27 protein-coding genes and 2 tRNA genes are annotated in these 24,337 nt (G+C 70.2%); 10 read left to right on the top strand and 19 right to left on the bottom strand.

The window, feature by feature from the left end; genetic code table 11:
• Window positions 1-10 precede the first annotated feature (10 nt).
• The 3 genes from HCR12_RS02740 to HCR12_RS02730 are packed head-to-tail and all read left to right on the top strand — an operon-like array spanning window position 11 to window position 3,156.
• Window positions 11-1,018, top strand: a complete 1,008-nt coding sequence (locus HCR12_RS02740; RefSeq protein WP_166868004.1) for a permease — start codon at window positions 11-13, stop codon at window positions 1,016-1,018.
• Window positions 1,011-1,772 (top strand): TIGR03943 family putative permease subunit, encoded by a 762-nt coding sequence (locus tag HCR12_RS02735; RefSeq protein ID WP_166868006.1) that lies wholly within the window; start codon window positions 1,011-1,013, stop codon window positions 1,770-1,772. The genes HCR12_RS02740 and HCR12_RS02735 overlap by 8 nt, the downstream gene beginning before the upstream one ends.
• On the top strand, window positions 1,762-3,156 hold the full coding sequence (locus tag HCR12_RS02730) for a hypothetical protein (RefSeq protein WP_166868008.1): 1,395 nt from the start codon (window positions 1,762-1,764) through the stop codon (window positions 3,154-3,156). The genes HCR12_RS02735 and HCR12_RS02730 overlap by 11 nt, the downstream gene beginning before the upstream one ends.
• A 33-nt stretch (window positions 3,157-3,189) precedes the next feature.
• On the opposite strand, the gene HCR12_RS02725 is transcribed toward HCR12_RS02730, so the two are convergent.
• The 5 genes from HCR12_RS02725 to galU all read right to left on the bottom strand — a co-directional run bounded on the left by HCR12_RS02725 (window position 3,190) and on the right by galU (window position 6,519).
• Window positions 3,190-3,651 carry a DUF3817 domain-containing protein gene (locus HCR12_RS02725; protein WP_166868010.1) on the bottom strand — a complete coding sequence of 154 codons (462 nt, stop codon included), beginning with the start codon at window positions 3,649-3,651 and terminating at the stop codon, window positions 3,190-3,192.
• A gap of 91 nt (window positions 3,652-3,742) precedes the next feature.
• Window positions 3,743-3,818: transfer RNA gene (locus HCR12_RS02720), tRNA-Ala, on the bottom strand.
• Window positions 3,819-3,882: 64 nt separating this feature from the next.
• On the bottom strand, window positions 3,883-4,875 hold the full coding sequence (locus HCR12_RS02715) for a hypothetical protein (RefSeq protein ID WP_166868011.1): 993 nt from the start codon (window positions 4,873-4,875) through the stop codon (window positions 3,883-3,885).
• Between the two features lie 58 nt (window positions 4,876-4,933).
• Window positions 4,934-5,581 (bottom strand): GNAT family N-acetyltransferase, encoded by a 648-nt coding sequence (locus HCR12_RS02710; protein ID WP_166868013.1) that lies wholly within the window; start codon window positions 5,579-5,581, stop codon window positions 4,934-4,936.
• Window positions 5,582-5,610: 29 nt separating this feature from the next.
• Window positions 5,611-6,519, bottom strand: a complete 909-nt coding sequence (gene galU / locus HCR12_RS02705) for a UTP--glucose-1-phosphate uridylyltransferase GalU (RefSeq protein ID WP_166868016.1) — start codon at window positions 6,517-6,519, stop codon at window positions 5,611-5,613.
• Window positions 6,520-6,574: 55 nt separating this feature from the next.
• Between galU and HCR12_RS02700 the strand changes: the two genes are divergently transcribed.
• Genes HCR12_RS02700 through mscL form a run of 3 tightly spaced genes read left to right on the top strand, consistent with a single transcriptional unit; the run spans window position 6,575 to window position 7,867 of the window.
• Window positions 6,575-7,156 (top strand): 5-formyltetrahydrofolate cyclo-ligase, encoded by a 582-nt coding sequence (locus HCR12_RS02700; protein WP_166868019.1) that lies wholly within the window; start codon window positions 6,575-6,577, stop codon window positions 7,154-7,156.
• 12 nt (window positions 7,157-7,168) lie between these two features.
• The gene (locus HCR12_RS02695) at window positions 7,169-7,444 is read left to right on the top strand and encodes an FmdB family zinc ribbon protein (RefSeq protein ID WP_166868021.1); all 276 of its coding nucleotides are present in this window, start codon (window positions 7,169-7,171) and stop codon (window positions 7,442-7,444) included.
• A gap of 15 nt (window positions 7,445-7,459) precedes the next feature.
• A complete protein-coding gene (mscL, locus tag HCR12_RS02690; RefSeq protein WP_166868023.1) occupies window positions 7,460-7,867 on the top strand; it encodes a large conductance mechanosensitive channel protein MscL in 408 nt (135 codons plus the stop codon).
• A 59-nt stretch (window positions 7,868-7,926) separates the two neighbouring features.
• Here mscL and HCR12_RS02685 read toward each other — a convergent pair whose 3' ends face one another.
• From HCR12_RS02685 to HCR12_RS02670, 4 genes are all read right to left on the bottom strand, one after another.
• Window positions 7,927-8,094, bottom strand: a complete 168-nt coding sequence (locus HCR12_RS02685; RefSeq protein ID WP_166868025.1) for a hypothetical protein — start codon at window positions 8,092-8,094, stop codon at window positions 7,927-7,929.
• Window positions 8,095-8,134: 40 nt separating this feature from the next.
• Window positions 8,135-11,944 carry an AAA family ATPase gene (locus tag HCR12_RS02680; protein ID WP_166868026.1) on the bottom strand — a complete coding sequence of 1,270 codons (3,810 nt, stop codon included), beginning with the start codon at window positions 11,942-11,944 and terminating at the stop codon, window positions 8,135-8,137.
• A gap of 108 nt (window positions 11,945-12,052) precedes the next feature.
• Window positions 12,053-13,786, bottom strand: coding sequence for a lipase family protein (locus HCR12_RS02675; RefSeq protein ID WP_166868028.1), 1,734 nt, complete (start codon window positions 13,784-13,786; stop codon window positions 12,053-12,055).
• A 41-nt stretch (window positions 13,787-13,827) separates the two neighbouring features.
• The gene (locus HCR12_RS02670; RefSeq protein ID WP_166868029.1) at window positions 13,828-14,343 is read right to left on the bottom strand and encodes a GNAT family N-acetyltransferase; all 516 of its coding nucleotides are present in this window, start codon (window positions 14,341-14,343) and stop codon (window positions 13,828-13,830) included.
• 3 nt (window positions 14,344-14,346) lie between these two features.
• Here HCR12_RS02670 and HCR12_RS02665 point away from each other — a divergent pair, with 3 nt between their 5' ends.
• On the top strand, window positions 14,347-15,501 hold the full coding sequence (locus tag HCR12_RS02665; RefSeq protein ID WP_166868031.1) for an SLC13 family permease: 1,155 nt from the start codon (window positions 14,347-14,349) through the stop codon (window positions 15,499-15,501).
• Here the strand turns inward: HCR12_RS02665 and HCR12_RS02660 are convergent.
• The 3 genes from HCR12_RS02660 to HCR12_RS13600 form a co-directional block, all read right to left on the bottom strand.
• A complete protein-coding gene (locus tag HCR12_RS02660) occupies window positions 15,491-16,282 on the bottom strand; it encodes a nuclease-related domain-containing protein (RefSeq protein ID WP_166868032.1) in 792 nt (263 codons plus the stop codon). The two genes, HCR12_RS02665 and HCR12_RS02660, sit on opposite strands and share 11 nt — an antisense overlap.
• A 179-nt stretch (window positions 16,283-16,461) precedes the next feature.
• The gene (locus HCR12_RS02655; protein WP_166868034.1) at window positions 16,462-16,860 is read right to left on the bottom strand and encodes a hypothetical protein; all 399 of its coding nucleotides are present in this window, start codon (window positions 16,858-16,860) and stop codon (window positions 16,462-16,464) included.
• A gap of 163 nt (window positions 16,861-17,023) precedes the next feature.
• Window positions 17,024-17,209 carry a hypothetical protein gene (locus HCR12_RS13600; RefSeq protein WP_224763602.1) on the bottom strand — a complete coding sequence of 62 codons (186 nt, stop codon included), beginning with the start codon at window positions 17,207-17,209 and terminating at the stop codon, window positions 17,024-17,026.
• A gap of 84 nt (window positions 17,210-17,293) precedes the next feature.
• Here HCR12_RS13600 and HCR12_RS02650 point away from each other — a divergent pair, with 84 nt between their 5' ends.
• Window positions 17,294-17,578, top strand: coding sequence for a metal-sensitive transcriptional regulator (locus tag HCR12_RS02650; RefSeq protein ID WP_166868037.1), 285 nt, complete (start codon window positions 17,294-17,296; stop codon window positions 17,576-17,578).
• A 237-nt stretch (window positions 17,579-17,815) separates the two neighbouring features.
• Here the strand turns inward: HCR12_RS02650 and HCR12_RS02645 are convergent.
• The 5 genes from HCR12_RS02645 to HCR12_RS02625 all read right to left on the bottom strand — a co-directional run bounded on the left by HCR12_RS02645 (window position 17,816) and on the right by HCR12_RS02625 (window position 21,718).
• A tRNA-Arg gene (locus tag HCR12_RS02645) sits at window positions 17,816-17,890 on the bottom strand.
• Window positions 17,891-17,975: 85 nt separating this feature from the next.
• The gene (locus HCR12_RS02640) at window positions 17,976-18,992 is read right to left on the bottom strand and encodes a CHAP domain-containing protein (RefSeq protein ID WP_166868039.1); all 1,017 of its coding nucleotides are present in this window, start codon (window positions 18,990-18,992) and stop codon (window positions 17,976-17,978) included.
• A 266-nt stretch (window positions 18,993-19,258) separates the two neighbouring features.
• Entirely contained in the window at window positions 19,259-19,759 is a 501-nt protein-coding gene (locus tag HCR12_RS02635) for an HNH endonuclease (protein ID WP_166868040.1), read from the bottom strand.
• A gap of 328 nt (window positions 19,760-20,087) precedes the next feature.
• On the bottom strand, window positions 20,088-20,804 hold the full coding sequence (locus HCR12_RS02630) for a C40 family peptidase (RefSeq protein WP_166868042.1): 717 nt from the start codon (window positions 20,802-20,804) through the stop codon (window positions 20,088-20,090).
• Between the two features lie 221 nt (window positions 20,805-21,025).
• Window positions 21,026-21,718, bottom strand: a complete 693-nt coding sequence (locus tag HCR12_RS02625) for an iron-dependent transcriptional repressor DtxR (protein ID WP_166868044.1) — start codon at window positions 21,716-21,718, stop codon at window positions 21,026-21,028.
• 102 nt (window positions 21,719-21,820) lie between these two features.
• On the opposite strand from HCR12_RS02625, the gene serC reads away from it, so the two are divergent.
• Complete coding sequence (serC, locus tag HCR12_RS02620) at window positions 21,821-22,930, top strand: phosphoserine transaminase (RefSeq protein WP_166868046.1); 1,110 nt, start codon at window positions 21,821-21,823, stop codon at window positions 22,928-22,930.
• A 9-nt stretch (window positions 22,931-22,939) separates the two neighbouring features.
• Window positions 22,940-23,179 (top strand): DUF2530 domain-containing protein, encoded by a 240-nt coding sequence (locus tag HCR12_RS02615; RefSeq protein ID WP_166868048.1) that lies wholly within the window; start codon window positions 22,940-22,942, stop codon window positions 23,177-23,179.
• Window positions 23,180-23,218: 39 nt separating this feature from the next.
• Here HCR12_RS02615 and HCR12_RS02610 read toward each other — a convergent pair whose 3' ends face one another.
• Both HCR12_RS02610 and HCR12_RS02605 read right to left on the bottom strand, forming a co-directional pair.
• Complete coding sequence (locus HCR12_RS02610) at window positions 23,219-23,920, bottom strand: DUF3027 domain-containing protein (RefSeq protein WP_166868050.1); 702 nt, start codon at window positions 23,918-23,920, stop codon at window positions 23,219-23,221.
• Window positions 23,921-23,922: 2 nt separating this feature from the next.
• Window positions 23,923-24,303: a cold-shock protein gene (locus tag HCR12_RS02605; protein WP_166868053.1), complete on the bottom strand. Its 381-nt coding sequence runs from the start codon at window positions 24,301-24,303 to the stop codon at window positions 23,923-23,925.
• Between the last annotated feature and the right edge of the window lie 34 nt (window positions 24,304-24,337).

Raw genomic sequence — 24,337 nt, 5'->3', positions numbered from 1 at the left:
CCTGAAGCACATGCAGCAGACCCGGCCGGCCCGCGTGCGCCCCACCACCGCGGCCGTCGTGGCACTTCTCCTGCTCGCGGCGTTCGTCGCGCTGCGCACCCTCACCGGAGATCTTCCCGCCGAGACCCTTCCCACTGTCGCCCGCGACCTCGTCACCCTCTCTGCGAGCGTGCTCATCGAGTCGCTGCCGTTCATCTTCCTCGGCGTGCTGCTGTCCGTCGTCGTTCAGGTGTGGGTGCCCGCGTGGGTCTTCGAGCGCTACCTGCCGCGCACCCCCATGCTGCGTCGCGCCGCGCTCTCGCTGCTCGGAATCCTGCTTCCCGTCTGCGAGTGCGGCAACGTGCCGCTCGCGCGCGGCCTCATCGTGCGCGGCCTCAGCGTCCCCGAAGCGATCACCTTCCTGCTCGCGGCCCCCATCCTCAACCCCGTGACGATCATCGTCACCTACCAGGCGTTCGGCTGGGATCACGGCATCCTCATCGCGCGCATCCTCGGCGGGTTCCTCATCGCGAATCTCATCGGATGGATGTTCAGCCGCCACCCGCAACCCCAGAACCTCCTCACCCCCGGGTTCCAGGCCACCTGCCGGGCGCACCACGACCACCCGGCCCAGGGCTCGCGGATGCGGCGCGCGTTCGTCGGATTCGCCGAGGAGACCAGCGCCGTGCTCCCCGCGCTCATCCTCGGCTGCCTGATCGCCGGCATCATCCAGGTGGGCGTCCCCCGAGACGCACTCGTCGCGCTCGGAGCCAACCCCGTGCTGTCCGTCCTCGCACTCATGGTGCTCGCGTTCATCATCGGGATCTGCTCCAACGTCGATGCGTTCTTCATCGTCTCCTTCGGCTCGGTGTTCATGCCGGGCGCCGTTGTCGCCTTCCTCGTCTTCGGGGCGATGGTGGATGTGAAGATGCTCGCCCTGCTGCGCACCACCTTCACCACGGGCACCCTCGTCCGCATCACCCTCGTCGCCGCGCTCGCCGCCGCCGCCCTCGGATTCGGGGTGAACCTGCTTGGCTGAGCGCTTCACCTCCCACTACCGCGGTGTGCTCCTCACGCTCATCGCGGTGGTGGCCGTGCTGTGGCTCGCCGCCACCGGCCAGCTGACCCTCTACATCCATCCGCGCTATGTCGTCTTCACGGTGATCCTCACCGCGATCGCCGGGATGGCCGCGATCGGAGCTCTCGTGCTCCTGCCCGGCTCACGGGACGAGGACGAGATGCACGAGCACCCGGAGGGTGAGGCGGAGTCGCGCACGGGTCGCGCCTGGGCCGTCGGACGGTCGACAGCTGTCGTGCTCGGATGCGCCGGGGCGCTGCTCGTGCTCCCGCCCGCGACGCTCACCTCGAGCACCGCAGCGCACCGCGACCTCAACCAGCTGAGCAGCTCCGCCGACACCGTCGAGCTCTCCGCCGGAGATGGCTCGGGGTACACCGTGAGGGAATGGGCCACACTGCTGCGGCAGGGGAACGACGCCGCCTCTCTCGCGGCGAGCCGCCCCGACCTCACCGGATTCGTCACCGCAGACCCGGAGGACCCCGAGAACGTCTTCTACATCGTGCGCTTCGTCGTGACCCACTGCACGCTCGACGCGCAGCCGGTCGGGGTGCCGGTGTACCTGCCCGAGTGGGAGACGCGCTTCCCCGTCGACTCCTGGGTGCACGCGAGCGGCACCTTCGTCGACAACCCGGATGTCGAATCCGATGAGCCCGTCGTTCTGAAGCCCAGCGAGATCACCGCCGTCGAGCAGCCCGCGGACCCGTATGTCTACTGAGATCTCGATGGTGCGGAACGCCGCACGCGCTCGTCGGGCGCAGGCGGGATACCGGCGCGCGTTCGGCACCGTCGTCGTCGCGCTCACGGTCGCGACGCTCGCGCTCGCGGCGCTGGGCGCGGTGCGCGGGCCGGCGATCCGCGACGCCTCGGTCAACGCCGCCGCCGCCGTCGAGCGCTCCGGGCAGCGACTCGTCATCGACACGGATCAGCCGATCGAGCCGGTCGTCGACGCCGACGTGCGTGTGACCCCCGATACCCCGGTCACGGTCACGGCCGACGGGGGTCGCGTCACGGTGCGATTCGACTCGGTGCTGCGGTACGCCGAGGAGTACACGGTCGAGGTGGATGTCCGCGGCACCGCCACGGGGGCGGCGTCGACGCTGCGTCACACGTTCACCACCGAGGACGCGCTCGTGTACAGCCTCCTCCGTGCCGACGGCGAGGATCAGATCATCCGCGCGTCGGTCGCCGGCACCCACTCGACGGAGCCCGTCGTGAGCGCCGACCACATCCAGGAGTACGCGGTGGCGCGCGACATCGTCGTGTACGTCGCGACCGATCAGGCGGGCATCCCCTCCCTCCAGCTGCGCGTGCCTGACGATCCGCAGAGCTACGAGATGCCCCTTCCCGACACGACCGGGGTGCGCGCGCTGCAGGCCGCGACGAGCGAGCTGCTCGTCGGCTTCCTCACGGACGAGGGATCGGCGGAGGGCGTTCTGCACATCGTCGATCTGGAGGACGCATCATGGACGCCGCGTCCCATCCGAGACGCTGCAGGCGACGAGCTCGTCCTCCGCGACTGGCTGTGGGTTCCGGGCACGACCTCCGTCGTGATGCAGACGACCGACCGCGAGCTTCTGCTCGTCGATGTTCTGGGTGACGCCGCCCCACAGCTTCTCGGCACCCACACCGAGCTCCGAGGGTTCCTGCCCGGAACCGTGCAGCTGGTCGTCGCCGACCCCACATCCGGAACGATCATCGACCTCGCGTCCGGTCAGAGCGACGCACTCGAGCTTCCTCCGATCGACATCGACCCCGATCTCTACCCCGTGGGCTTCCTCCTCGCCTCGACGACGTCGAGCATCGAGGCGTTCACCGACCTGCTGGGCCCCGCGGATGCGCCGCGCTCGGTCGTCGTCCGTGTGGATCCGTCGGGCACGCACGAGCTGTTCCGCCCCGCCTCCGCGAGCGCACGGGTCGGCGAGATCTGCCTCTCGCCGAACGGCCAGTACGTCGCCGTCGAGGTGATCCCCGCGGGCTCGCGTTCCGACAACGACCCGTACGCTCCCGGCTGGGAGGGGACGACCACCTACTTCGTCGATGCGGTCACGGGAGACGCCTCGCGCGGGCTCCCCGGGATGCGTTCCAGCTGGTGCGGCTGACGCGCTCTCCCTCGCCTCCGAGGGCCGCGTGGCTCAGTTCTTGGGGATGGGCGGCCCGAGCGTCACGAGCACCACGTACACGAGCACGATGAGCGCAACGATGAGCAGCCCGAACACCCACGGGCGCCGCAGGAACCACACCATGATGCCGTCGTACCAGCGACGCTCCGGCGCGGCGGGCACCTCGAGCATCCACTGGCCCTCGAGGCGGCCGGTGCGTGCGAGCCAGCGCTCCACGGGAACCGTTGCGTACGGGATCACCGCACTCGCGATCGCGACGGCGCCGATTCCCGCAGGCCAGCGCTGGTGGAAGGTGAGCAGGACTGCGGTCGCACCGTAGGAGATGAACACGAAGCCGTGGATCGATCCGCCGATCGTGGCGGCGATGTCGAGACCCGCGGTCGCACGCAGGATGAGGCCGACGATGAGGAGCGTCCAGGAGCCGACCTCGGCGAAGGCGAGCACGCGGAACAGGGATTTCGGGCTGGCGAACACCCTCCGAGGGTAGCGGGGGCCGGCTGAGCGATCGCCCGCCCGAATGGATCCGGAAACCAGAAGAGCCCCGCGTGACCGCGGGGCTCTGACATGGTGGACCCTAGGAGATTCGAACTCCTGACCTCCTCGATGCGAACGAGGCGCGCTACCAACTGCGCCAAGGGCCCGTGTTGCCTGATAACAATATCACCCCTCGGAGGGGCCCCGTGACCAGGGGGCGGCCGTGCGGCGTCAGCCGGAGCGACGTCGCTGCAGGATCTCGTCGAGGTCGAACTCGACTGCGGATGCGTCGACGCGCCCCATCGAGGCGAAGCGGCTGGGGGCCGGCGCGGCGACCGCAGCGGGCTCGGCAGCGCGTACCGGGAACTTCACGACCTCGGGCTCGGCGTGCGCCGCGGCCAGCGCACGCTCGGCTTCCTCGGCGGCCGCGCGCAGCAGCGCTTCGGCGCTCACGGGCGGAACGACGGGCTCACGCGGCGGCTGGTGACGCTCGACGTAGAGCGGCTTCGGCAGGGGCACGGGCGTCCACTCACGCACCGGCTCGGGCGCGAGCTCCGCGTCGATGAGCGTCGATGCAGTCCGACGCGCGACCGTGCGCACCGGAGCTTCCTCACCCGCAAGCGATCGCGTGCGCGCGACGATGCGATTCTGCAGTGAGATCGATGCCGCGGCCCCCGACGCACACGCGATGAGCACCACCCACGAGCCGACGACGGCGCCGTTCGCGACCATGAGCCACACCTGCACTGCCGCGACGACGAGCGAGGCGAGCAGCACAAGGCCCGCGAGACGGCGCGCGCGACGCAGACCATCACGAGCGGTCGTCGCCGCCCGCTGCGCGCGAAGGGCTGCCGAGGCGGCACGCTCGGCCTCAGCTTCGGCGGCACGAGCGGCACGCTCGATCTCGGCGGCGCGAGCCTCGGCGATCCGGGCGCGCGCGGCTGCGGCGCGCAGCTCGGCCCGCGTCTCGGCTTCGGCGCGGCGCTGCTCCTGGCGCAGCAGCTTCTCGTGCTTGGCAGCCTCACGCGCGGCGAGCTCCAGCTGGATCTCCTGCGGCGCCTCGGCTGCCTCCGCCATCACACGGATCGTGCGCTGCAGACGCGTGGCGTTGAGCTCGGTCGCGAGGTACTCACGGCGACGCACCCAGGACGGCACCAGGTAGACGAACCAGAGCACGGCTGCGAGCGCCAGCATGATCGCTGTGCCCGCACCCGAGAAGTCCATTCCCCCAGCGTACGAGCCTCGTCACCCTGCGACGCGCAGGGCGCGCCGCACGCCTGCCTCAGCCGAGGCGCAGGGGCCGCGTCGCGGCCGTCAGGTCGTGCTCGGGGATGCGCGCCGCCGACTCGGAAGCACGCCCATCCTTCCAGCGCCGCAGCACGCCGGTCGGCACCTCCTCGACGACGAGCGCGAAGCAGAAGTGGTCGCGCCAGTCGCCGTTGATGTGGATGAAGCGCCGGCGAAGTCCCTCGTAGCGGAAGCCGAGCTTCTGCACCACACGCAGGCTCGCGGCGTTCTCGGGGCGGATGCAGATCTCCATGCGGTGCAGGCCCAGCGTGAAGAAGCAGTAGTCGGTCGCGAGCGCCACCGACGTCGGCGTGATGTTCTTCCCGGCGAAGCGCTCCGCGACCCAGTAACCGAGGGTCGCCGACGACAGCGAGCCGTAGGTGATCCCCGAGACGTTCAGCTGCCCGGCGAATTCGCCGTCGTACTCCATCGCGAACGGCAGACCGCCTCCCGCGCGAGCGTTCGACTGCAGCGAGCGGATCGACGCCTTCACATCGAAGCCGCCCTGCCCGTGCGGGTTGCTCGCCTCCCACTGCCGCAGCCACGAGCGGTTGCGAAGGAGCTCGTTCTCGAGTGGACGAGCGTCGCGGATGCGGATCGGACGGATTCGGATGGGACCGTCGGTGAGCGTGGGCGTAGCCATTGTGGCGTCAGACTACCCAGGGTGCGCGCTCAGGACGAGCGGTCACCCTCGGAGCGTCCGACGAAGTCCGCGAGCCAGGAGCTGAAATCCGGGCCCAGGTCATCTCGGTCGACCGCGATCTGCACGATGGCCTTCAGGTAGTCGAGTCGATCGCCGGTGTCGTAACGGCGTCCGCGGAACACGACGCCGTGCACGCCGCCCGCCCAGTCGGGACCGGTCGCGAGCTCCTGCAGCGCATCGGTCAGCTGGATCTCACCGCCCTTGCCGGGCTTCGTGCGCTCGAGGATCTCGAAGATCTCGGGGCGCAGCACGTAGCGGCCGATGATGGCGAAGTTCGACGGCGCCTCCCCGGGCGGGGGCTTCTCGACGAGGCCCGTGATGCGCACGACATCGTCGTCGTCGGTCGGCTCGACCGTCGCGATGCCGTAGAGGTGGGTCTGCGACGGGTCGACCTCGAGGAGTGCGACGACGGTGGTGTTGAGCTCCTCGCGCACGTCGAGCATCCGCGTCAGCAGCGGGTCGCGCGCGTCGATGATGTCGTCGCCGAGAAGCACCGCGAACGACTCCTGCCCCACGTGCATCTTCGCGCGGAGCACGGCGTGGCCGAGCCCCTTCGGATCTCCCTGGCGCACGTAGTGGATGTCGGCGAGGTGAGTCGAGTAGTCGACCTTGCGGAGCTTCTCGTCGTCGCCCTTGCGCTCGAGGACGGCCTCGAGTTCGCCCACCCGATCGAAGTGGTTCTCGAGAGCGCTCTTGTTGCGCCCGGTGATCATGAGCACGTCGGTGAGACCGGCGGAGACGGCCTCCTCCACGACGTACTGGATCGCGGGCTTGTCGACGACCGGAAGCATCTCCTTGGGCATCGCCTTGGTCGCAGGCAGAAACCGCGTTCCGAGCCCAGCGACAGGGACAACAGCCTTCGTTATACGGGAAGCCACGAACGCCACCGTAGCAGTGCACCCCCGGAAGGGGTCAGGATCCTACGATGGGCCTGTGAGCGACCACGCAGAGAATCAGAAGCGCGCCCTGAGGGCCGAGCTGCGTCAGCGCCGACGCAACCGCACGAGCACCGAGCGCGGTGAGGCCGCCGATTCGCTCACCCGACACATCGTGCAGCTCGTGCACGACCTCGACGCGAAGCGGTTCGCCGCCTACCTCTCCACCAATGACGAACCCGAGACCCGCGGGTTCCTGCGCTGGGCTGACGAGCACGGGCTCGAGGTGCTTCTGCCGGTGTCGCGCGCCGACGGGCTCCTCGACTGGGCTCCCTACGACGGCGCGGATGAGGATCAGGACCTGCTGGGCATGCCCACGCCCACGAGCGAGCTGCTCGGGCCGATCGCGATCAACGACGTCGACCTCATCCTCGTGCCCGCCGCGTGCATCGCCCGCAACGGCATGCGCCTCGGATGGGGGCGAGGCTACTTCGACAAGATGCTCGGCTCCATGGCGACGCGCCCTCCCGTGTACGCGGTGATCTACGACGACGAGCTGGTCGACGAGGTGCCGACCGAATCCCACGACATGCCGGTGGATGGCGTCGTCACGCCTGGCGGTATCAGGCGTTTCGCGTAGCCTGGGGGTGCTATGCCGACCTATTCCTACCGCTGCACCGAGTGCGACCACGCCTTCGACGTCCAGCAGGCGTTCACTGACGACTCCCTCACGGAATGCCCCACCTGCAGCGGACGGCTTCGCAAGCTGTTCAGCGCGGTCGGGGTGACCTTCAACGGATCCGGCTTCTACCGCACCGACTCGCGGTCCGGATCCTCCAACTCCGGTGCGAGCTCGACCTCCAGCGGGTCGACGTCCGCCCCGAGCGCTCCGGCTCCGACCGCCGCTCCCACCCCATCCTCCTCCTAGATTGAAAGGCCACCTGTGAAGGGCTTCCGAAACTTCATCCTCCGTGGCAACGTGATCGACCTCGCGGTCGCCGTCGTCATCGGCGCGGCATTCACGGCGATCGTCACCGCGATCGTCGATGCCGTCATCAACCCTGCGATCGGGGCGCTGTTCAACGCCGAGTCGCTCAGCACGGCGCTGCCGGTCGCGATCCCCACGACGAGCGGCGGCGAGGCCGTCATGTACTTCGGTGCGGTGATCGGCGCCGCGATCAACTTCCTCATCGTCGCCGCCGTCGTCTACTTCCTCCTCGTGCTGCCCGTCAACACGTTGCGCGAGCGCCAGGCCGCGAAGAAGGGCATCGCCGACGAGGACGCGGGGCCCACCGAGACGCAGCTTCTCGCCGAGATCCGCGACCTGCTCGCCGAGCAGAAGACGATCTGACCGGAGCTTCTCCGGATGGAGGCCGTCGCGCAGCCGCGCGGCGGCCTCTTCTCATGCCCTCAGTAGTGCGGGGGCTTCTCGCGACGCATCCGCTCGTCGTTGTCGCCGGAGGGCAGGCGCGGCGGCTCGGGCAGCGGAGACGGGTCGCTTCCGGCGGGCGGCGGCGTGGTGACGCGCCGATGGGGGCGACGGGCCGCCTTCCGTTCGGCGGGCTGCGGATCGGGCATGACACGATCCGCGTCCGCTGAGTCGGAGGGGAGCTGGTCGTCAGCTGGCGTGCGTGATTCCAACGACGGGGATCTCCTCGGTGATCGGTCCGCCAGCGAGGCCGGCGAACCGCGCGATGCGGTCGGCGACGCCATCCGGATCGGCGAACAGCTCGAAGGCGTGCACGCGCGTGTAGTGCCAGCCGAGGCGACGCAGCACCTCGGGTCGCAGACGCAGCGCCTCACGCAGCACACGACCCTCGAACACGGTGTCGGTGTCGACGACGATGCACTTGCCGCCGTTCGCGACCACCAGGCCGAGCTTGCCGCGGTGGCCGAGAGCCACACGGAGGCCGCGCGCCTCGAGTCGACGGGCGAGATCGACGAGCGTCGGATCGGAGTCGTCGGGCAGCGGCGGCTCGGCGCGACGTGCGGCCACTTCGCGCAGCAGCTGCGCGAGCGCGACGGCGCCGTGCTTCATCCGCTCCTCATCGAGGTCGTCGGCCTGCACGCAGGTGACGATCACGAGCGAGCGGCGGGCACGGGTCATCGCGACGGCGAGCAGACGCTCGCCGCCCGGCTGACCGAGCGCACCGAAGTCGCTCAGCACGCGGCCGTGCGGGGTGCGACCGTAGCCGATCGAGAAGATCACCCGGTCGCGGCTCTGCGCGACAGCGCGCTCGACGGGCAGCACGGCGAAGTGCTCCGTGCGCTCCCCCAGCAGGAACTCGCTGAGCGCCTGGTGGCTCGACATCTGCGCGAGCACCGCGTTCATGACACGCACGGCGTGCTTCTCCGACGCCGTGACGACCATGAGCGATTCGCGTGGGCGCGTGGCGGCATGCTCGATCACGAGCTCGACGACGCGCGCAACCTCGGCATCGACCGATTCGACGGCGCCGCTGTCGGGATCGGGAAGGCCCGTGCCGTTCTCGATGAAGTCGAGCGACAGGCTGCCGTGGCCGAGGAAGGACCCCGCCCACGGGAGGGCGTCGATGCGTCCGCCGTAGAAGCGGCGGTTGACGAGCTCGGCGAGATCCTCGCCTCCCGCCCGGTAGCTGCGCGTGAGAGTGAGTGACGGGAGCACCGATGCGAGGCGCGCGAACGCCGACTGGCCGTGCAGGTCGTCGCCGGGAGCCGCGGTCGTCGTCTCGTCAGGCTCGATCAGCTCGACGTCGTCCGAGGCATCCGCCTCCGCAGAGCCCTTCTCGTCGACCTCGGCGACCTCGGGTCGACCGAGGGGCATCGGCCGGTGCAGGGACGGGTAGCCGGCGGCGACGGGCTCCTCGCCCTCGGCGAGGCCGATGCGGAACGGCGCGGGCGTCTGGGTCACGGGGTCGCCGAACGCGACCACCTGCTTGGCCCGACGGATCGCGCCCACGTTCTCGGCGATGGTCGTGGCACCGGCATCCATGAGGATGACGACGTCGATGGCGACCGCATCCGCGACCTCGGGCACCTCGTAGGGCGACGCGAGCCAGACGGGCGCGACCGTGCGCGAGAGGTGCGGTGCGAGGCGCTGCAGGCTCTCGGAGGTGAGCTCGTCGGTGAGGATGAGCTGCTTGAGCGCCGCCGCTTCCTCCGGCCAGTCGACGATGCCGATGCGCCAGTTCTCGGCGAGCTGCCATCCGAGGAGGCCCGCGTTGCCCTGCTGGTGCGCTTCGTCGACGAGACGGAAGTCCGCCTCGAGTCGCTCGAGCACCTCAGTCTTGGCGCCGAGGAGTGCGCGGTCGCCCGTGAGCAGCCCGTCGAACGCGGAGCGCCACCAGGCGAGCTCGAGCTCGGCGGCCACCTGCTCCTCGGGCACATGACGCTCAGCGAGGTCGAGGATGAGCGGCTCGAGGTCGAGGTCGCGCAGCTTCTTCATGAGGTTGCTGCGCTCCTGCAGGTTGAGGAGCACATCCGATTCGACCGCGAGCTGTGCGAGCACATCGACGAGCTGGTGCAGCGGCAGGTTCGCGAGCTGGGTGCCGAGGGGCGCGTCGAGCTCGGCGAGATCCGCGGCGACCTGCTGCAGCGCGACCTGCACATCCGAGACGCCCGCGGGCACCTCCGGTGTGACGCCGACGGCGACGTAGCGCTGCCAGAGGATGCGCTGGTGCTGGATCGAGGTGAGCGCGTCGTGCAGGTCGGAGACGTGCATGCCGGGGCGAACGTACTCGCGCGCGAGCTTCTTCAGTCGGCGGCGGTTGGTGGCCGACATCTCCGGTGCCTCGCGGCGCGGCGCGGTCGCGACGATGAGCTCGGCGAGCGAGCGGTCGAAGACGCCCGGCTCGAAGCGGTCGAGCGTGTCGCGCAGGTCGTGGAGCAGACGCAGGTAGATGTCGAGCTCGGCGATCGTCGTGAACGGACGCATGCGCGTCTTGCCGATGACCTCGTTGGCGCGCGCGAGGAGGCGCGGGAGGGTCTCTGCGCTCAGCTTCTTCGCGATCGCGTGGGCGCGCAGGGCGTCGTCCCCGCTCGCGAACTGTGCGCCGTACCAGGGAGAGTCCCCCGGGCCGTAGCGGAACTCGCCGAGGCGAGCTGCTTCGACCATCGTCGCGGCGGCAGCCGCGCGGTCGTCGGCGAGACGCGCCACGGCGGAGGGGCTGAGGCGCGCGGTGGTGCGCGGCGCATGCGGAAGCAGCGCGAGACGCGAGAGCTCGGCGAGGCAGTCGGACACCGAGACGCCGAGCGCGGGATCCGGTCGCGAGAGCGCCTCGCGGTAGTCGATGAGCACACTGCGCAGGCGCACGAGTGCCTCGTCGACCTCGGCGAGCTGCGGCTGCGTGGCCTTCTCGGCGCGCGCGATGCCGCGCACGACATCGCGACGCAGCGTCGACGGCGACACGGCGACGCCCGCGAGCCCGACCTCGGTGAGACGCTGGGCGACATCGCGCAGGCTCGCACGACGCGGGCCCACGACGAGAACGCGCTTGTTCTGCGCCACGAGTGCGCCGAGGGCGTTCACGATCGTCTGGGTGGATCCGGTGCCGGGCATCGTGCGCACGACGAGCGAGTTGCCCGCAGCGATCTGCGCGACGACGCGCTCCTGCTCGGCGTCGGCGTCGAGGAGGAGCGCATCCGTCGAGGGGTCACGGCGATCCGGGTCGATGTGCTCGACCGGGTGGTAGCTCTCCTCGAGCGTCCACTTGGCAGTCGCGTCGCCCGCGACGGCGTCGAGCACGAGGTGGTCGAGATCCGCCGCATCGGAGGTCATGGCGTGCGCGACCTCGTGGAACGTCGAGACGACGAGGCGCGGCTGCACCAGGATCTCGCCGAGGTGGCCGGTGAGGCGACGCAGCTGGTCGATGACGGCGTTGGGCTTGAACGTGCCGTCGTCATCCGAGAGCGCGACGAAGGTGGAGGCGTCGAGTGAGATGCCGTACTGGGTCTCGAGCGCGCGAGCGAGCGCCGGGTTGAGCTGAGCTGCACCCTTCAGGCGCAGCTCGAAGTCGCGCCCGTGGCGGCGGATCGCGAGCGGGCGCAGCAGAAGCGGAGCGCAGTGGTCGACGCGCTCGTGCGTCCAGCGGACCACTCCGATTCCGAGGTGCACGACGTCGAGGCCGCGGGTCGTCGAGAGCTCGAGGCTCTTCGCCGTGATGCGCTCCGCGGCGACGCGCGCGGAGCGCAGCGCGAGGTCGTCGCGGATGAGCTGCGACAGCAGCGTCGCCTTGCCCGTGATGAAGCGTGCGAGTCCGCCCGGGTGGGTGGTCGAGAGCTCGATGCGCGTGGTGGGCGAGTCGGTGAAGTGCAGCAGCGGTGACGGGCCGCCTATCCCGGCGAGCTCCTCCCGCCACGCGGCACGCGCGGGGTCGGCCACCGCACGGGCGGCGGGGGCGGGGGAGAGCAGCGGCGACGCGGCCGACTGCGAAGACGCATTGGGAATCACCGGGTTGTCCCCGGTGTCATCATCCCGACGATTGGCAGGCCACACACGGCAACGATAGGTCGGCCTCCCGAGAGATTCCGGGAGGCGACGCGGCGCGTTCCGGCGCGGTCACTCCGGCGGCGCGCAGCTGCCGGTCGGCGCAGGCACCCCCGCGAGCCGGTCCGCGGTCCATGCGAGCAGCTCCTGGATCGCAGGTGAACCGGGTTCGACGAGCGGGATGTGGTCGAGGCCCTCGTATACCCGGAAGTCGACGTCGCGCCCGGCGGCGCACAGCGACTCCACGTAGCCGCGTTGCGCGTCGAGGGTGATGAGGGAATCCGTGGAACCCTGCCCGAGCAGCAGCGGCGCGGAGCCCTCGGCGGGCGGGATGTTCTCGACGAGGCGGCGCTCGAGCGGCCCGCTCGTGGGGTCGACGCGGAACACCCGAGGGTCTCCCGTGAGTGCGAGCGCGTTGGCCAGCGAGACGAGGACGCTCGATTCGGCGAGGCAGCGGGTCGCCATCTCGCGCACCGTCACCTCGACGCCGGGACGCACGTACTGGCGGTAGGTCACATCCGGGTAGGCCGTCGTGAATCCGGCGATCGCGAACGACGCGAAGACGCTGCCGCCCGTGATGGTCTCCAGGCTGTCGACGAGCGCGGGGAGATCGGCCGCGGGCGCGAGAGCCGCGACGCCCGCGAGCGGAACGTCGGGGGCGTAGTCGTCGGCGACCGCCCCGGTCCACAGGGCCGCGGCACCGCCTTGAGAGTGCCCCCATACGACCGTGTCTGCTCCGAGATCCGCCTCGTCGAGCTCGCGTGCGGCGCGCACGGCGTCGAGCGCCGCATGCGCGGCATCCGCGCCCACGAGGTAGGCGTGCTTCCCCTCTCCCCCGAGCCCGATGTAGTCGGTGGCGACGAGCGCCCATCCGGCATCGATCACCTCGGGCAGCGCGAAGAGCGCACCGGATTCGAACGGCTCGTCGGCGAGCGACGGGGCGCACTGCCGCGCGACGCCCGTGGTGCCGTGGGTCCAGTCGATGACGGGCCAGTCGCCGTCGCCGTCGCGCGGCACCACCACGAGGCCGCTCGACACGGCAGGCTCTCCATCGCCCGTCGTGGTCGTGTAGAGGATGCGCCAGGCGTGCGCGTTGTCCGGGACGCCGCGCTCGAACGGCTCAGCGCGGATGAGCTCGCCGGGCTCGGACGGAACGTCGCGCGGCGACGCGTAGAACTCGTCGACACCGGGCGCGCCGCCGGTCAGGCGCATGCTCAATCCGGCACCCGCGATCGCGACGACGAGGGCGAGCACAGCTGCGACGGTGCGCGTCCACCGTGCCCACAGTGGCCGCTCGCGCGCGACGCGCGCGGCGCGGCGCCGGCGAATGGCGAGCACGAGCATCCGGATGCCGGTGACGATGAGGAGGCCGCCGAACGCGACGGCGACGAGGAGCGCCGTGACGTCGGGCCAGGTGAGGGCGAGCACACCGGCGATGACGGTTGCGGCGCCGACGGCGCCCGCCGCGATGCGGGCGTCGACGCTCTGCCCGGCGCGCACCACCGAGCCGAGCTGCAGCACGCCCCGGATGATGAGCGCGACCGCCACCACGACGGTCGCGATGCGCACCGTCAGACCGGGCAGCGCAAGCACCACGATCCCCGCGGCCGCCCACAGGATCGCGGACACGATCCGCGTCCAGCGCCGCTCGGTGTCGCGATCCGAGAGCAGCTCGATTCCCGCCTGCACGAGCAGGGCGATGCCCAGCAGCCACGCCATGGTGCCGAGCGAGGTCGTCGGCCGCACGATGAGCACGACCCCGAGCGCGAATGCCGCAACGCCGAGCACCGCGAGTGCGACCCGCATCGCCGGTCGACGGCGGGGCGCCGCCGCTCCCCCGCCGGAGGTCATGAGGTGAGCTCGATCGTCATGAACACGCTGAGCGGGTCGGGCACGTAGTCCCCGAACGGGCCCGTCTCGGCGAAGCCCGCCCGCGCGTAGAGGGTGCGCGCGGGGACGAAGAACTCCTGCGAGCCGGTCTCGAGGCTCACCCGGCGGTAGCCCCGCCGACGCGCCTCCTCGAGGGCGTGCGCGAGCAGCCGCCGGCCGATGCCGCGTCCGCGTGCCGCCGCGACCGTGCGCATCGACTTGAGCTCGCCGTGCGCCGGATCGAGCTCCTTGAGGGCGACGGTGCCGAGCACCGCATCGCCGTCTGTCATCGCCCAGACCGTGACATCGGGGCGCTGCAGACCCGACACATCGAGCGCGTGCACGCTGCACGCGGGCGACGTGGCGTGCATCTCGGCCAGGTGCTCAGCGAGGACGTCGAGCACTCGGCGGTCGGACAGGTCGGCGGTCTCGATGGCGGCGGTATCCACACCCCATTGTCGCGCGTGACGCGGCTTCGCGCGGATTACGCTCATCCGGTGCGTCTCGCGATCATCGGCATGGCCCTGCTCGGGCTCGGCGCGGTCGCGATTGCGACCGGCCTGCTGCCCGCGGGCGACGCCCTCGCGATCGGCGAACGTGTGTGGCCGGTTCTGCTGTTCGCGGTCGCCGTCACGATCGTCGCGGAACTCGCGGATCGCGCGGGCGTCTTCGCCGCCGTCGCGGAGCGTCTCGCGCGCCTCGGTCGAGGGCACGGCTGGGCGCTGTGGCTGCTCATCGTCGCCCTGGCCGTCACCGCGACCGTGTTCCTGTCGCTCGACACGACGGCGGTGCTGCTGACCCCGGTGGTCGTCATCCTCGCGCGGCACCACGGCTACCCGCCGCTGCCGTTCGCCCTCACGACCGTGTGGCTCGCGAATACCGGATCGCTGCTGCTGCCGGTCTCGAACCTCACGAACCTGCTCGCGGAGCACGCGCTCGGCTTCTCCGATCCGGCGCGCTTCGCCGCCCTCATGGCCGCTCCCGCGATCGTCGCTGTGGTCGTTCCGTGCGTCATCATCGCGATCGTCTTCCGCCGCGAGATCGGCACCCGCTACGTGCGGGTCGCGCGTGAGGCACCCTACGATCCGCTGCTGTTCTGGGTCTCGGCAGGTGTCGTCGCCGCGCTCATCCCGCTGCTCGTGAGCGGCATGCCTGTGTGGATCCCGTCGAGCGCAGCGGCCATCGTGCTCCTCACCGTGTTCGCGGTGCGCGCGCCCAGCTCGGTGCACGTGCGGCTCGTGCCCTGGGGTCTGCTGCTGTTCGCGAGCGGTCTCTTCCTCGTGGTCGAGACGGCGCATGCGGCAGGCCTCGCCGAGGCGCTCGGCGCGATCACCGGAACCGGGGACTCGCTGGGGGCGCTCCTGCGGCTCTCGGCATCCGGTGCCGTGGGAGCGAACCTCATCGACAATCTGCCCGCCTATCTCGCGCTCGAGCAGGTCGCGGACTCCCCCGCGCGGATCGCGGCTCTGCTCATCGGCGTGAACGCCGGCCCGCTCATCACGCCGTGGGCATCCCTCGCCGTGCTGCTGTGGCACGACCGTCTGCGCTCGCACGGCGTCGAGTTCTCGTGGCGCCGCTACATGCTGCTCGGGCTCCTCGCGGCGCCGGTCACCGTCGTCGCGGCGACCGTCGCACTCTGGCTCAGTCTGTGAGGAACGGGGTCAGCGCCCCGCTCGCGAGCGCAGCACTCAGACCAACAAGGGCGGCGAGTCCGGCGAGAACAACGAGCATCACGAGCATCCGCCAGCGATCGACGCCGCGGTCGATCGCTGCATAGGCCGCGAGCATCCCCTCCACCTCGGCCGGCGACCTCACCCGCGTGCTCCACGTCTCGGGGCGCGAGACGATGTCGACGACTCGTGCGACCTGATGGTCGTCCAGAACACGCGCGCGAGTGAGCAGACGCGGGAGCTGACGCATCGACACGACGTCGACCGGCCGGCCCTTCCAGTTGGCGGGTGCCTTGATGGTGATGCTCTTCGCCCCGCTGATCGCCACGACGGCGCGGGCGGGGACGTCGATCCCTCGCGCAGCGAGAGCCTTGGCGGTGCGCGCCGCCTCGTACGCGGAATTGCGGATGTGATCCTGCTGATGTCCGTTGACGAGCAGGCGCCCGCCCGCGACCCACACGCTCTTGTCGACGTGTCGCTTCGAATTGATCGCGAACACTCCACCCGGTCCCACGGCGAGGTGGTCGATGTCGCTGTCCTTCTCGCCGACCGGGATCGAGTGCATGACGGTCCATCCAGCTCCGAGCTTGTCGAAGCGGCGCACGGCTTCCTGCTCGCCGCGCACGCCCCGCAGCCACGACAGCGCGTCAGCCGACGGCTTCACGATGCCGAGCGGGAGATCCTTGAGGTCGGGGGTTCCGCGCAGCGAGACCACCTTCTCCATGAGAGCCTGCGCGGGGATGCGTTCACGAAGATCCGTCATATGGAATGACGCTACCCCGCGGGCGCGGAGGGAGCGCTCCCCCCGTCCGCGGGGTCACAGGCGAGCGGTGAGCGCGTCGCGCACGGTGATCGCGTGGTTGCGCTCGGTGAAGCGCTCGTACGCCTCCAGCTGCCGGTGCCACTTGTTGTCGTCGACGACACGACGACCGTCAACGGAGGCTAGAGGCGAGGGATGACGCCGTCGACCTTGGTGAGCCGCTCCGCCGCGAGCTCGGCGTGCTCGGGGGCGACGCCGCCGGTCACCAGTGACACGAGCACATCGCGGATGACGGACGCAGCCCAGCGCGGGGCTTCCTCATCCGTGTCGACCCCCGACTGGTGCTCGAACGTCTGCAGCACATGGCCGCTCGCGGCCTCGTACTGCACCATGAGTCCGCGCCAGCGCGCGCCGTGCGGGAAGAGGATCACGCGGTAGCCGGGCACGACCTCGACCGCGACTCCATGCTCGAGTCCGTCGGGATTCGCCGGGAGCGCGGTGACGCGCGGGCTCATCTCGCGAAGGGCCCATGCGAGCGTCTCTGCCAGGTCGCGGGCGCGTTTGCGGTCGTTGCGGGCCATATCACTCGACATGTTACGGGGCACCGGCCCCGCGGGTGCACCCCCCTCCGGGGGCAATCCGCGTGCGCGCGTCCGTGCGATGCGGAGCCTCGCGTTCGGCCCCCTCAGCGCGGGCCGATCTCGGGGCTGTTCGGCGAGTGGCTCCGCCTCGTTCGCGCTCAGTTCACCGCCCGAAGAGTCGAGCGAAGAACCCGCCCCGGGTGGCGCGCGCCGCGGCGATCTCCGCGTCCGAGTGCTGTCCGGCGCACCACTGGCCGCGGGGAACGCTCGCGCGCACCGCCTGGACATGCTGACCGCATCCGGCCCATGTGGTCTTGCCGCACGTGCGGCATGAGGTGGGTCGACACATGTCGCCACCATCCTTCCTATACTCCTGGGGGTATGTTCTATACCCTACGGGGTATCCTGGAGAGCGTCATCACGAGAGGACACCATGAGCAGCACCGACCTCCCCACCGCCGCCCACGACCCGGAAGCGCAGCGCAAGATCCTCAATCGCCTGCGGCGTGCGCAGGGGCAGCTCGCCGCCGTCATCAGCGCGATCGAAGACGACGCCCCCTGCCGCGACGTGGTGCAGCAGCTCTCCGCCGTCTCGAAGGCGCTCGACCGCGCAGGGTTCCTGGTGATCTCCACCAACCTCAGGGAGTGCCTGACCAACCCCGAGACCACCGACGCCGACACGGAGGAGCTGGAGAAGCTCTTTCTGTCGCTCGCCTGACACCGCACGTCGTCACAGCCATCTCACCGCTGGAACTGGCAGCGAACGCCGCCCGTTCACGACGGGTGACAGAAACTTGAGCAGCAACGATCCCGAACCGGCTGCAGGGTACGGGCGGCACTCGCTTCGGATGCAAAAAGCGCCCATCGCTTGAAAGCGTGGGCGCGGATCGCAGTGGAACCGGAGAAGACCTACTAGAGCCGGTGGAATTGGACTCTGGTTCTCGTAAGCGTTCTATGGTGCCCCTGGAGGGACTCGAACCCCCAACCCTTTCCTTAGGACGGAACTGCTCTTCCATTGAGCTACAGAGGCGGGCGGGCCGAAGCCCGACCTGCAGAAGTCTACGCGGCGCGCGCTGAAGACCAGGTCGCGCCGCGGTTCAGCCGGACGTCGCGGGTCAGCGCGGCGGCGGGGCGAGGTAGAGCGCGTCGGATGCGGGGATGATCCGCTGACCGTACAGGTGCGGGCCCCAGTTGTACTCCTCGATGAGCACCGAGCCGTCCGAGAGCACCGAGTTGACGTACGAGACGTGGTTGCCGCCCGGGAACCACGCGACCCAGCCAGCCTGCGGGGTGGAGCTGACCTCCCAGCCGTGCTGCTCCCACTGGCGCTTCCACGAGCGGGCGCTGCCCGCTCCCGGGGTGAGGTTCGACCACGTGTACTTGAACGGGGCCGCCGTGGAGCCGGCGTCGCGGTTCAGACGCCACACGACGAAGTCGACGCACTCGCGGTAGTAGTAGTTGAGCGGCGACAGCCCGCCACCCTGTCCCTTGGTGAGCTCCGCGTACCACGGGTAGTCATCGCCCAGCTCGCGCGCACCGGACGCCTGGTACGCCGTCATGTTCTGCTGGCGGAGCGCATCGCGGTACAGCCCGCGCAGCTGCGTGGGGCTGATCGCCTCGAAGGTGTCCCGCGCTTCAGGGGCGACCGCTGCTGCCGCCTCGGTGTCGATCGCGAGCATCTGCGCCTGCACGGGGGCAGCAGACTCAGCCGCCGTCTCGCTGAGCGGCGAATAGTCGCCGGAGGCGTACGCCGGGAGCGCGACGGAGACGAACAGCCCGCCGACGAGCACCATGGTTCCTGCTGCCGTCGCCCTCTGACGGGACGGGTGGCGCACCTGGGACGACCGGCGCTCGACACGCGCAGCGCGGCGCTCGCCACGACCCGAGAAGCGCGGTGCCCGCTGGGCCGGCTCGGCGACGGGCGGAACCACCGGGTGCTCGGCGGCGAACGGCGCCACCGGAGGAGCGGGAGGGACCGAGGCGGCCTCGCGGGCGGAACGCCGCGACGCGTACTGCACGGGGTGCACGGGCGCGGGAGCGCTCTCAGGAGCGGACGCGACAGGCTGCGGCGCGGCGGACGCCTGCGGAGCCAGCGGGAGAAGGGGAAGCCCGAACGGTGACTCGTCGACCACGGGCCCAGCCGTTGCCCGACGCTCGGCTTCACGCATTGAGCGGCGGGTCACATGCTCTCCGGAGACGGGCGCGACCGAGGACTGATCCGCGATTCGGGGTGGGTACCCCGTCGTGGGTGTCTCGTAGTCAGTCACGTTGATAGCAGTCTCCGGGTCGACAACTCACCCGAGGTTACGCGAGTTGGCCGCCGATGTCACGTCTTGATAACGCCCCTCAACCCAGGGGCAGACAGCCTTGTCACACAGGGTTCTGCCAGGTTCGCACCTCACGCCGCGGGCGCGAGGAACTCCTCCCACTGAGGCAGGGGCCGCTCGGCCCCCCGCACGAGCCAGGTCGTGCCATGAGGCATCCGCGGAGTGAAGCGCAGCACCCAGCCCATCTCGTGCGGGGTGCGGTCGCCCTTGTCGTTGTTGCACCGCAGGCAGCACGCCACCAGGTTCTCCCACGAGTCGGCTCCCCCGCGCGACCTCGGCACCACATGATCGACGGTCGAGGCGTGCCCGCCGCAGTAGGCGCATCGCTGCGCATCACGGCGCAGCACGCCGCGCCGCGAGACGGGCACGGCGCGCCCCATCGGGATCCGCACGTACCGCGTGAGGAGGATCACCGACGGCCGATCCCACTCGCCGCTCGCCGCACGCACCGGGTGCTCATCATCGCGAGCGACCACGACCGCTTTCTCGTTCAGCACGAGCACGAGCGCGCGCTTGAAGGACACGACCGCGAGCGGCTCATATCCGGCGTTCAGAACCAAGGTGGTGTGCACCCGTCACTCCTCTCGAGGAGCCTGCACGGCTTGCAGGCTGTCGATCACTCCGGAGAGATGCGGACCCGGGCTGCAGACACGAAAGGCGCCGTCGCGAACGACAGCGCCTCACCGATCCCGGACGTGTGACAGTGCACATCCGGCCGCCTGCTGAGCCGCATGAGCGAGCACGCGCGCGCATCCGTGGTGCGGATGCATCGTGCGGTCGTCATGAGCCCTCCCGAATCCGAAGAATCTCCGAGAACCCAGAGTAACCCCGGGAGGCGGAGAAAAACCGAAGCGACGCCGACCGAGATCAGGCGTCGCTTCGGGGGTGCGATCCGACGGCTCAGATGCCGTAGCGGACGAACCAGGCGCTCTTGTCCCAGATGTTGTGCACCTCGACGGACTTGCCGGGGCGCGGGGCGTGGATCATCGTGTTGCCGCCCATGTAGATGCCCGAGTGGCCGCCGCCGTCCATGACGACCACGTCGCCAGGGCGCGCATCCTCGCGAGAGATGAGCGTTCCGCCCGACCCCTGCGCACGAGACGAGTGCGGCAGCTTCACGCCGAACTGCGAATACACGAACATCACGAAGCCCGAGCAGTCGAAGCCTGCGGGCGTGCTGCCGCCGTAGACGTAGGGAACGCCCTGGTACTGCAACGCGACCTCGACGACCTGGTCGAGCGAGAAGTTGGGGTACGGGGGGTTCGCGAGGTAGTCGCGCGCGGTCGGCCCCGAGTAGGAGGCGAAGGAGGCACGCTGCGCGGCACGGCGCAGCTCAGCAGCCGAGACGGTCTCGAACGAGTCGCGCGCGGCGACAGCGAGCTGCACGTCGTCGACGGCGAGCTCCTGAGCGCCGTCCTCGCGGATGGCGGCGAGCGCCTCGCTCGCGGCCGACTCATCGGTGGGTGCGGGCGTGTACGCGTAGGCGGGGATCGCGACGGTGGCGAAGAGGCCCGGAACGACGAGCGAGATCACGGCGAGGTTGCGGATCGAGGTGGCCCGGTGGCTGCGGGCGGAGGGGGAGCCGACGGAGCGGCTGGGTCGGGTACTCGGATTCAAGAGGTGTCTCCCGCGTCTCGGCCGCTCGAGGTGACGGCCCCATCCCTTTCGTATGTCACGTCACGCCGCAGAGGATGGGTGTACGAGACGCCCTGCGGTGCGGCCCTCCACCTTCCTAGCCGGTTGAGGGACGTGGCGAGTGTATGCGAGATCCGCGGTGGCGCTCGCGTCGAAAGCGCGCATGGGGACGGATACTGCGCGAATCCACAGGAAGCGGGCGCTCAGACCTCGACGTAGATGTGGTGCGCGACCTCGTTGGGCAGCTCGAGCCCGTCGCCGTATCCGTCGACCTGGATCGACACGTAGGAGCCGACTGCCGCGATCGTCGCGACGGCGCCCGGCACGACGCCCGCGTCGCGCAGCTGCGCCAGCAGCTCCGGCTCGAACTGCACCGGCTCTCCGAGGCGGCGCACGATCGCCGTGACGGGCTCAGCCGCATCGGCGACGCGGTGCACGATGTTGACGACCCCGTCGAGGAAGCTGCGGGCTGGCTTGCCGCCGAGCTCCTCGAGTCCGGGGATCGGGTTGCCGTAGGGCGACTCCGTGGGGTGGTCGAGGATCTCGAGCAGACGGCGCTCCACCTGCTCGCTCATGACGTGCTCCCACCGGCACGCTTCGTCGTGCACGTACGCCCAGTCGAGTCCGATGACGTCGGCGAGCAGGCGCTCCGCGAGGCGGTGCTTGCGCATGACGTGCATCGCGCGGCGGCGACCCTCCTCGGTGAGGGCCAGATGGCGATCGCCTTCGACGACGACGAGGCCGTCGCGCTCCATGCGTCCCACCGTCTGCGAGACCGTGGGGCCGGAGTGCCCGAGGCGCTCGGAGATGCGGGCGCGCAGAGGCACGATCCCCTCCTCTTCCAGGTCGAGGATGGTCCGAAGGTACATCTCCGTCGTGTCGACGAGATCGGTCATCGTGGCCTCCCAGCGCGTTCCTCTCAGCCTACCGCGAGTGCACGACGCTCTTCCGGGCGACAGCCGGTTCGCGGGGGCATGAAGCGTCTCTAGAATCGGTATGTGCCTGAGCTGCAGATCCCCCGCGAACTCCTCCCCGTCGACGGCCGCTTCGGATGCGGTCCCTCCAAGGTGCGGCCGGAGCAGCTGGCGCACCTGCAGGCGAATGCCGAGCTGTTCGGCACCTCGCACCGCCAGAAGCCTGTCAAGGAGCTCGTCGGACGCGTGCGCGCTGGCGTCGCGGACCTGTTCCGCCTTCCGGAGGGCTACGAGGTCGTGCTCGGCAACGGCGGCTCGACCGCGTTCTGGGACGCCGCCGCCTTCTCGCTCATCGAGCGGCGCAGCGAGAACCTGACGTTCGGCGAGTTCGGCTCCAAGTTCGCCCAGGCGGCCTCCGCCCCGTTCCTCGAGGCGCCCCACGTCGTCTCCTCGCCCGCCGGCTCGCGCGCCGAGGTGGAGATCGTGGAGGGCGTCGACGTGTACGCCTGGCCGCACAACGAGACCTCCACGGGCGTCATGGCGCCCGTCCGCCGCGTGCACGGCGACGACGGCGCTCTCACCGTCATCGACGCGACGAGCGCCGCGGGCGGCATCGACTTCGATGTGACCGAGACGGACGTCTACTACTTCGCGCCGCAGAAGAACTTCGCGGCCGACGGCGGCATCTGGTTCGCCCTCATGAGCCCCGCGGCCATCGAGCGCATCGAGCGCATCGCGGCTTCGGGGCGATGGATCCCCGAGTTCCTGAGCCTGAAGAACGCGGTCGACAACTCGCGCCTCGAGCAGACGCTCAACACCCCCGCGATCGCGCCGCTGCTGCTCATGGAGGCGCAGACCGACTGGATGAACGCAAACGGCGGGCTGACGTTCGCGGATGCGCGCACGAAGGAGTCGTCGAGCCACCTGTACGCCTGGGCCGAGGAGCGCCCGTTCGCGACGCCGTTCGTGTCGAACCCGGATCACCGCTCGCAGGTCGTCGTGACGATCGACTTCGACGAGACGGTCGACGCCGCCCAGATCGCCAAGGTGCTGCGCGCCAACGGCATCGTCGACACGGAGCCGTACCGCAAGCTCGGCCGCAACCAGCTGCGCATCGCGACGTTCACCGCGATCGACCCGGCCGACGTCCGCACGCTCACGTCCGCCATCGACTATGTGATCGAGGCGCTCTAAGCTCACGGCATGCGCGTCTGGCTGAGGGAGGACGAGCGGCGTCCGGATCCGGAGCCCGCCGTCACCGACGACCGCACCGCGCTGCTCGTCGGACTCGCCTGCTGGGTGCTGGCGACCGTCGTGCTGCTGGCGCTTGCGGGTCCGTTGTTCGATGCCGGCCGCGGCGGCTGGCTGTGGACCTGCCTCGTGGGGATCGGCGTGGGCCTCGTAGGGCTCGCCTACCTGCAGCGCATCCGACGTCGCGGCTGAGCCGCTGACAGGCGAGGCGCTGGCAGGCGAGCCCGCAGATCAGTCGTCGCGGTCGTCCTCGTCGTCATCGTCGTCGTCGTCATCATCGGACTCGTCGTCGTCATCGTCGTCGTCGTCATCGTCGTCATCATCGTCGTCGTCGGACTCGTCGTCGTCGTCGGACTCGTCGGACTTGTCGTCGTCATCCGACTCGTCGTCATCGTCGTCGTCGTCGGACTCGTCGTCGTCGTCGTCGTCATCGTCGTCGTCGTCGTCATCGTCGTCATCGTCGTCGTCATCGTCGTCGTCCGACTCGTCAGACTCGTCGTCGGCGTCCGTGTCGACCTCGACCTCGAACTCGATGCCGTCGTCGGGGTCGTCCCCGAAGTCGTCGTCCTCGTCGCGCACGTCAGCGAGGTCAGCGTCGTCGTCAGACTCGTCGTCGTCATCCGCCTCGGCCGCCACCGCCACCTGGGCGGCACGGTATTCCTCGAGGCGCTCCGACCACGGCACCCAGTCGGGAGCCAGAAGCGCGCCCTCGCCCGGAACGAGCTCCGTCTCGAGCACCGTGGGAGCGGCGCCGTCGATCTCGGCGACGCTCACCGCCCACTGCCAGCCGGGGTAGCCGCTCAGAGTCGCACGGAAGGCGAGCGTCGTGACGCCGTCGCCCCGATCCGTCTGAGACAGCAGCTCGCCCACCTCACCCGGGCGGGTGAACTCAGCGAGTGCGGACTGGGCGATCCTGACGCGCTCGTCGGCCATGCTCAGGCTTCCAGGTCTTCGGCGACGCGACGCAGCACAGCCGCGATCTTCGCACCGTGCGCACGGTCGGGGTAGCGACCGCGGCGCAGATTCGCACCGATGCCGTCGAGCAGCTTCACGAGGTCCTCCACGACGACGGCCATGTCATCCGCCGACCGCCTGTTGAGCTTGGAGAGACTCACGGGAGCGTCGAGGACGCGCACCGAGAGCGCCTGGGCTCCCTTGCGTCCGTCGGCGATGCCGAACTCGAGGCGGGTTCCCGCCTTGACGACGGCGCCCGCGGGGAGCGCCGAGGCGTGCAGGAAGACCTCCTGGCCATCGTCGGACGTGACGAAGCCGAAGCCCTTCTCTTCGTCGTAGAACTTCACTTTGCCGGTGGGCATTCCGGACCTCTTTCGCTGGTGGGGTGGATCGGAC

The organism is Salinibacterium sp. ZJ70 (assembly GCF_011751865.2).
Taxonomy (GTDB): Bacteria; Actinomycetota; Actinomycetes; order Actinomycetales; family Microbacteriaceae; genus Homoserinibacter.
The sequence above is the reverse complement of the archived record's forward strand: the minus strand, read 5'-3'. Positions and strand labels throughout refer to the sequence as shown.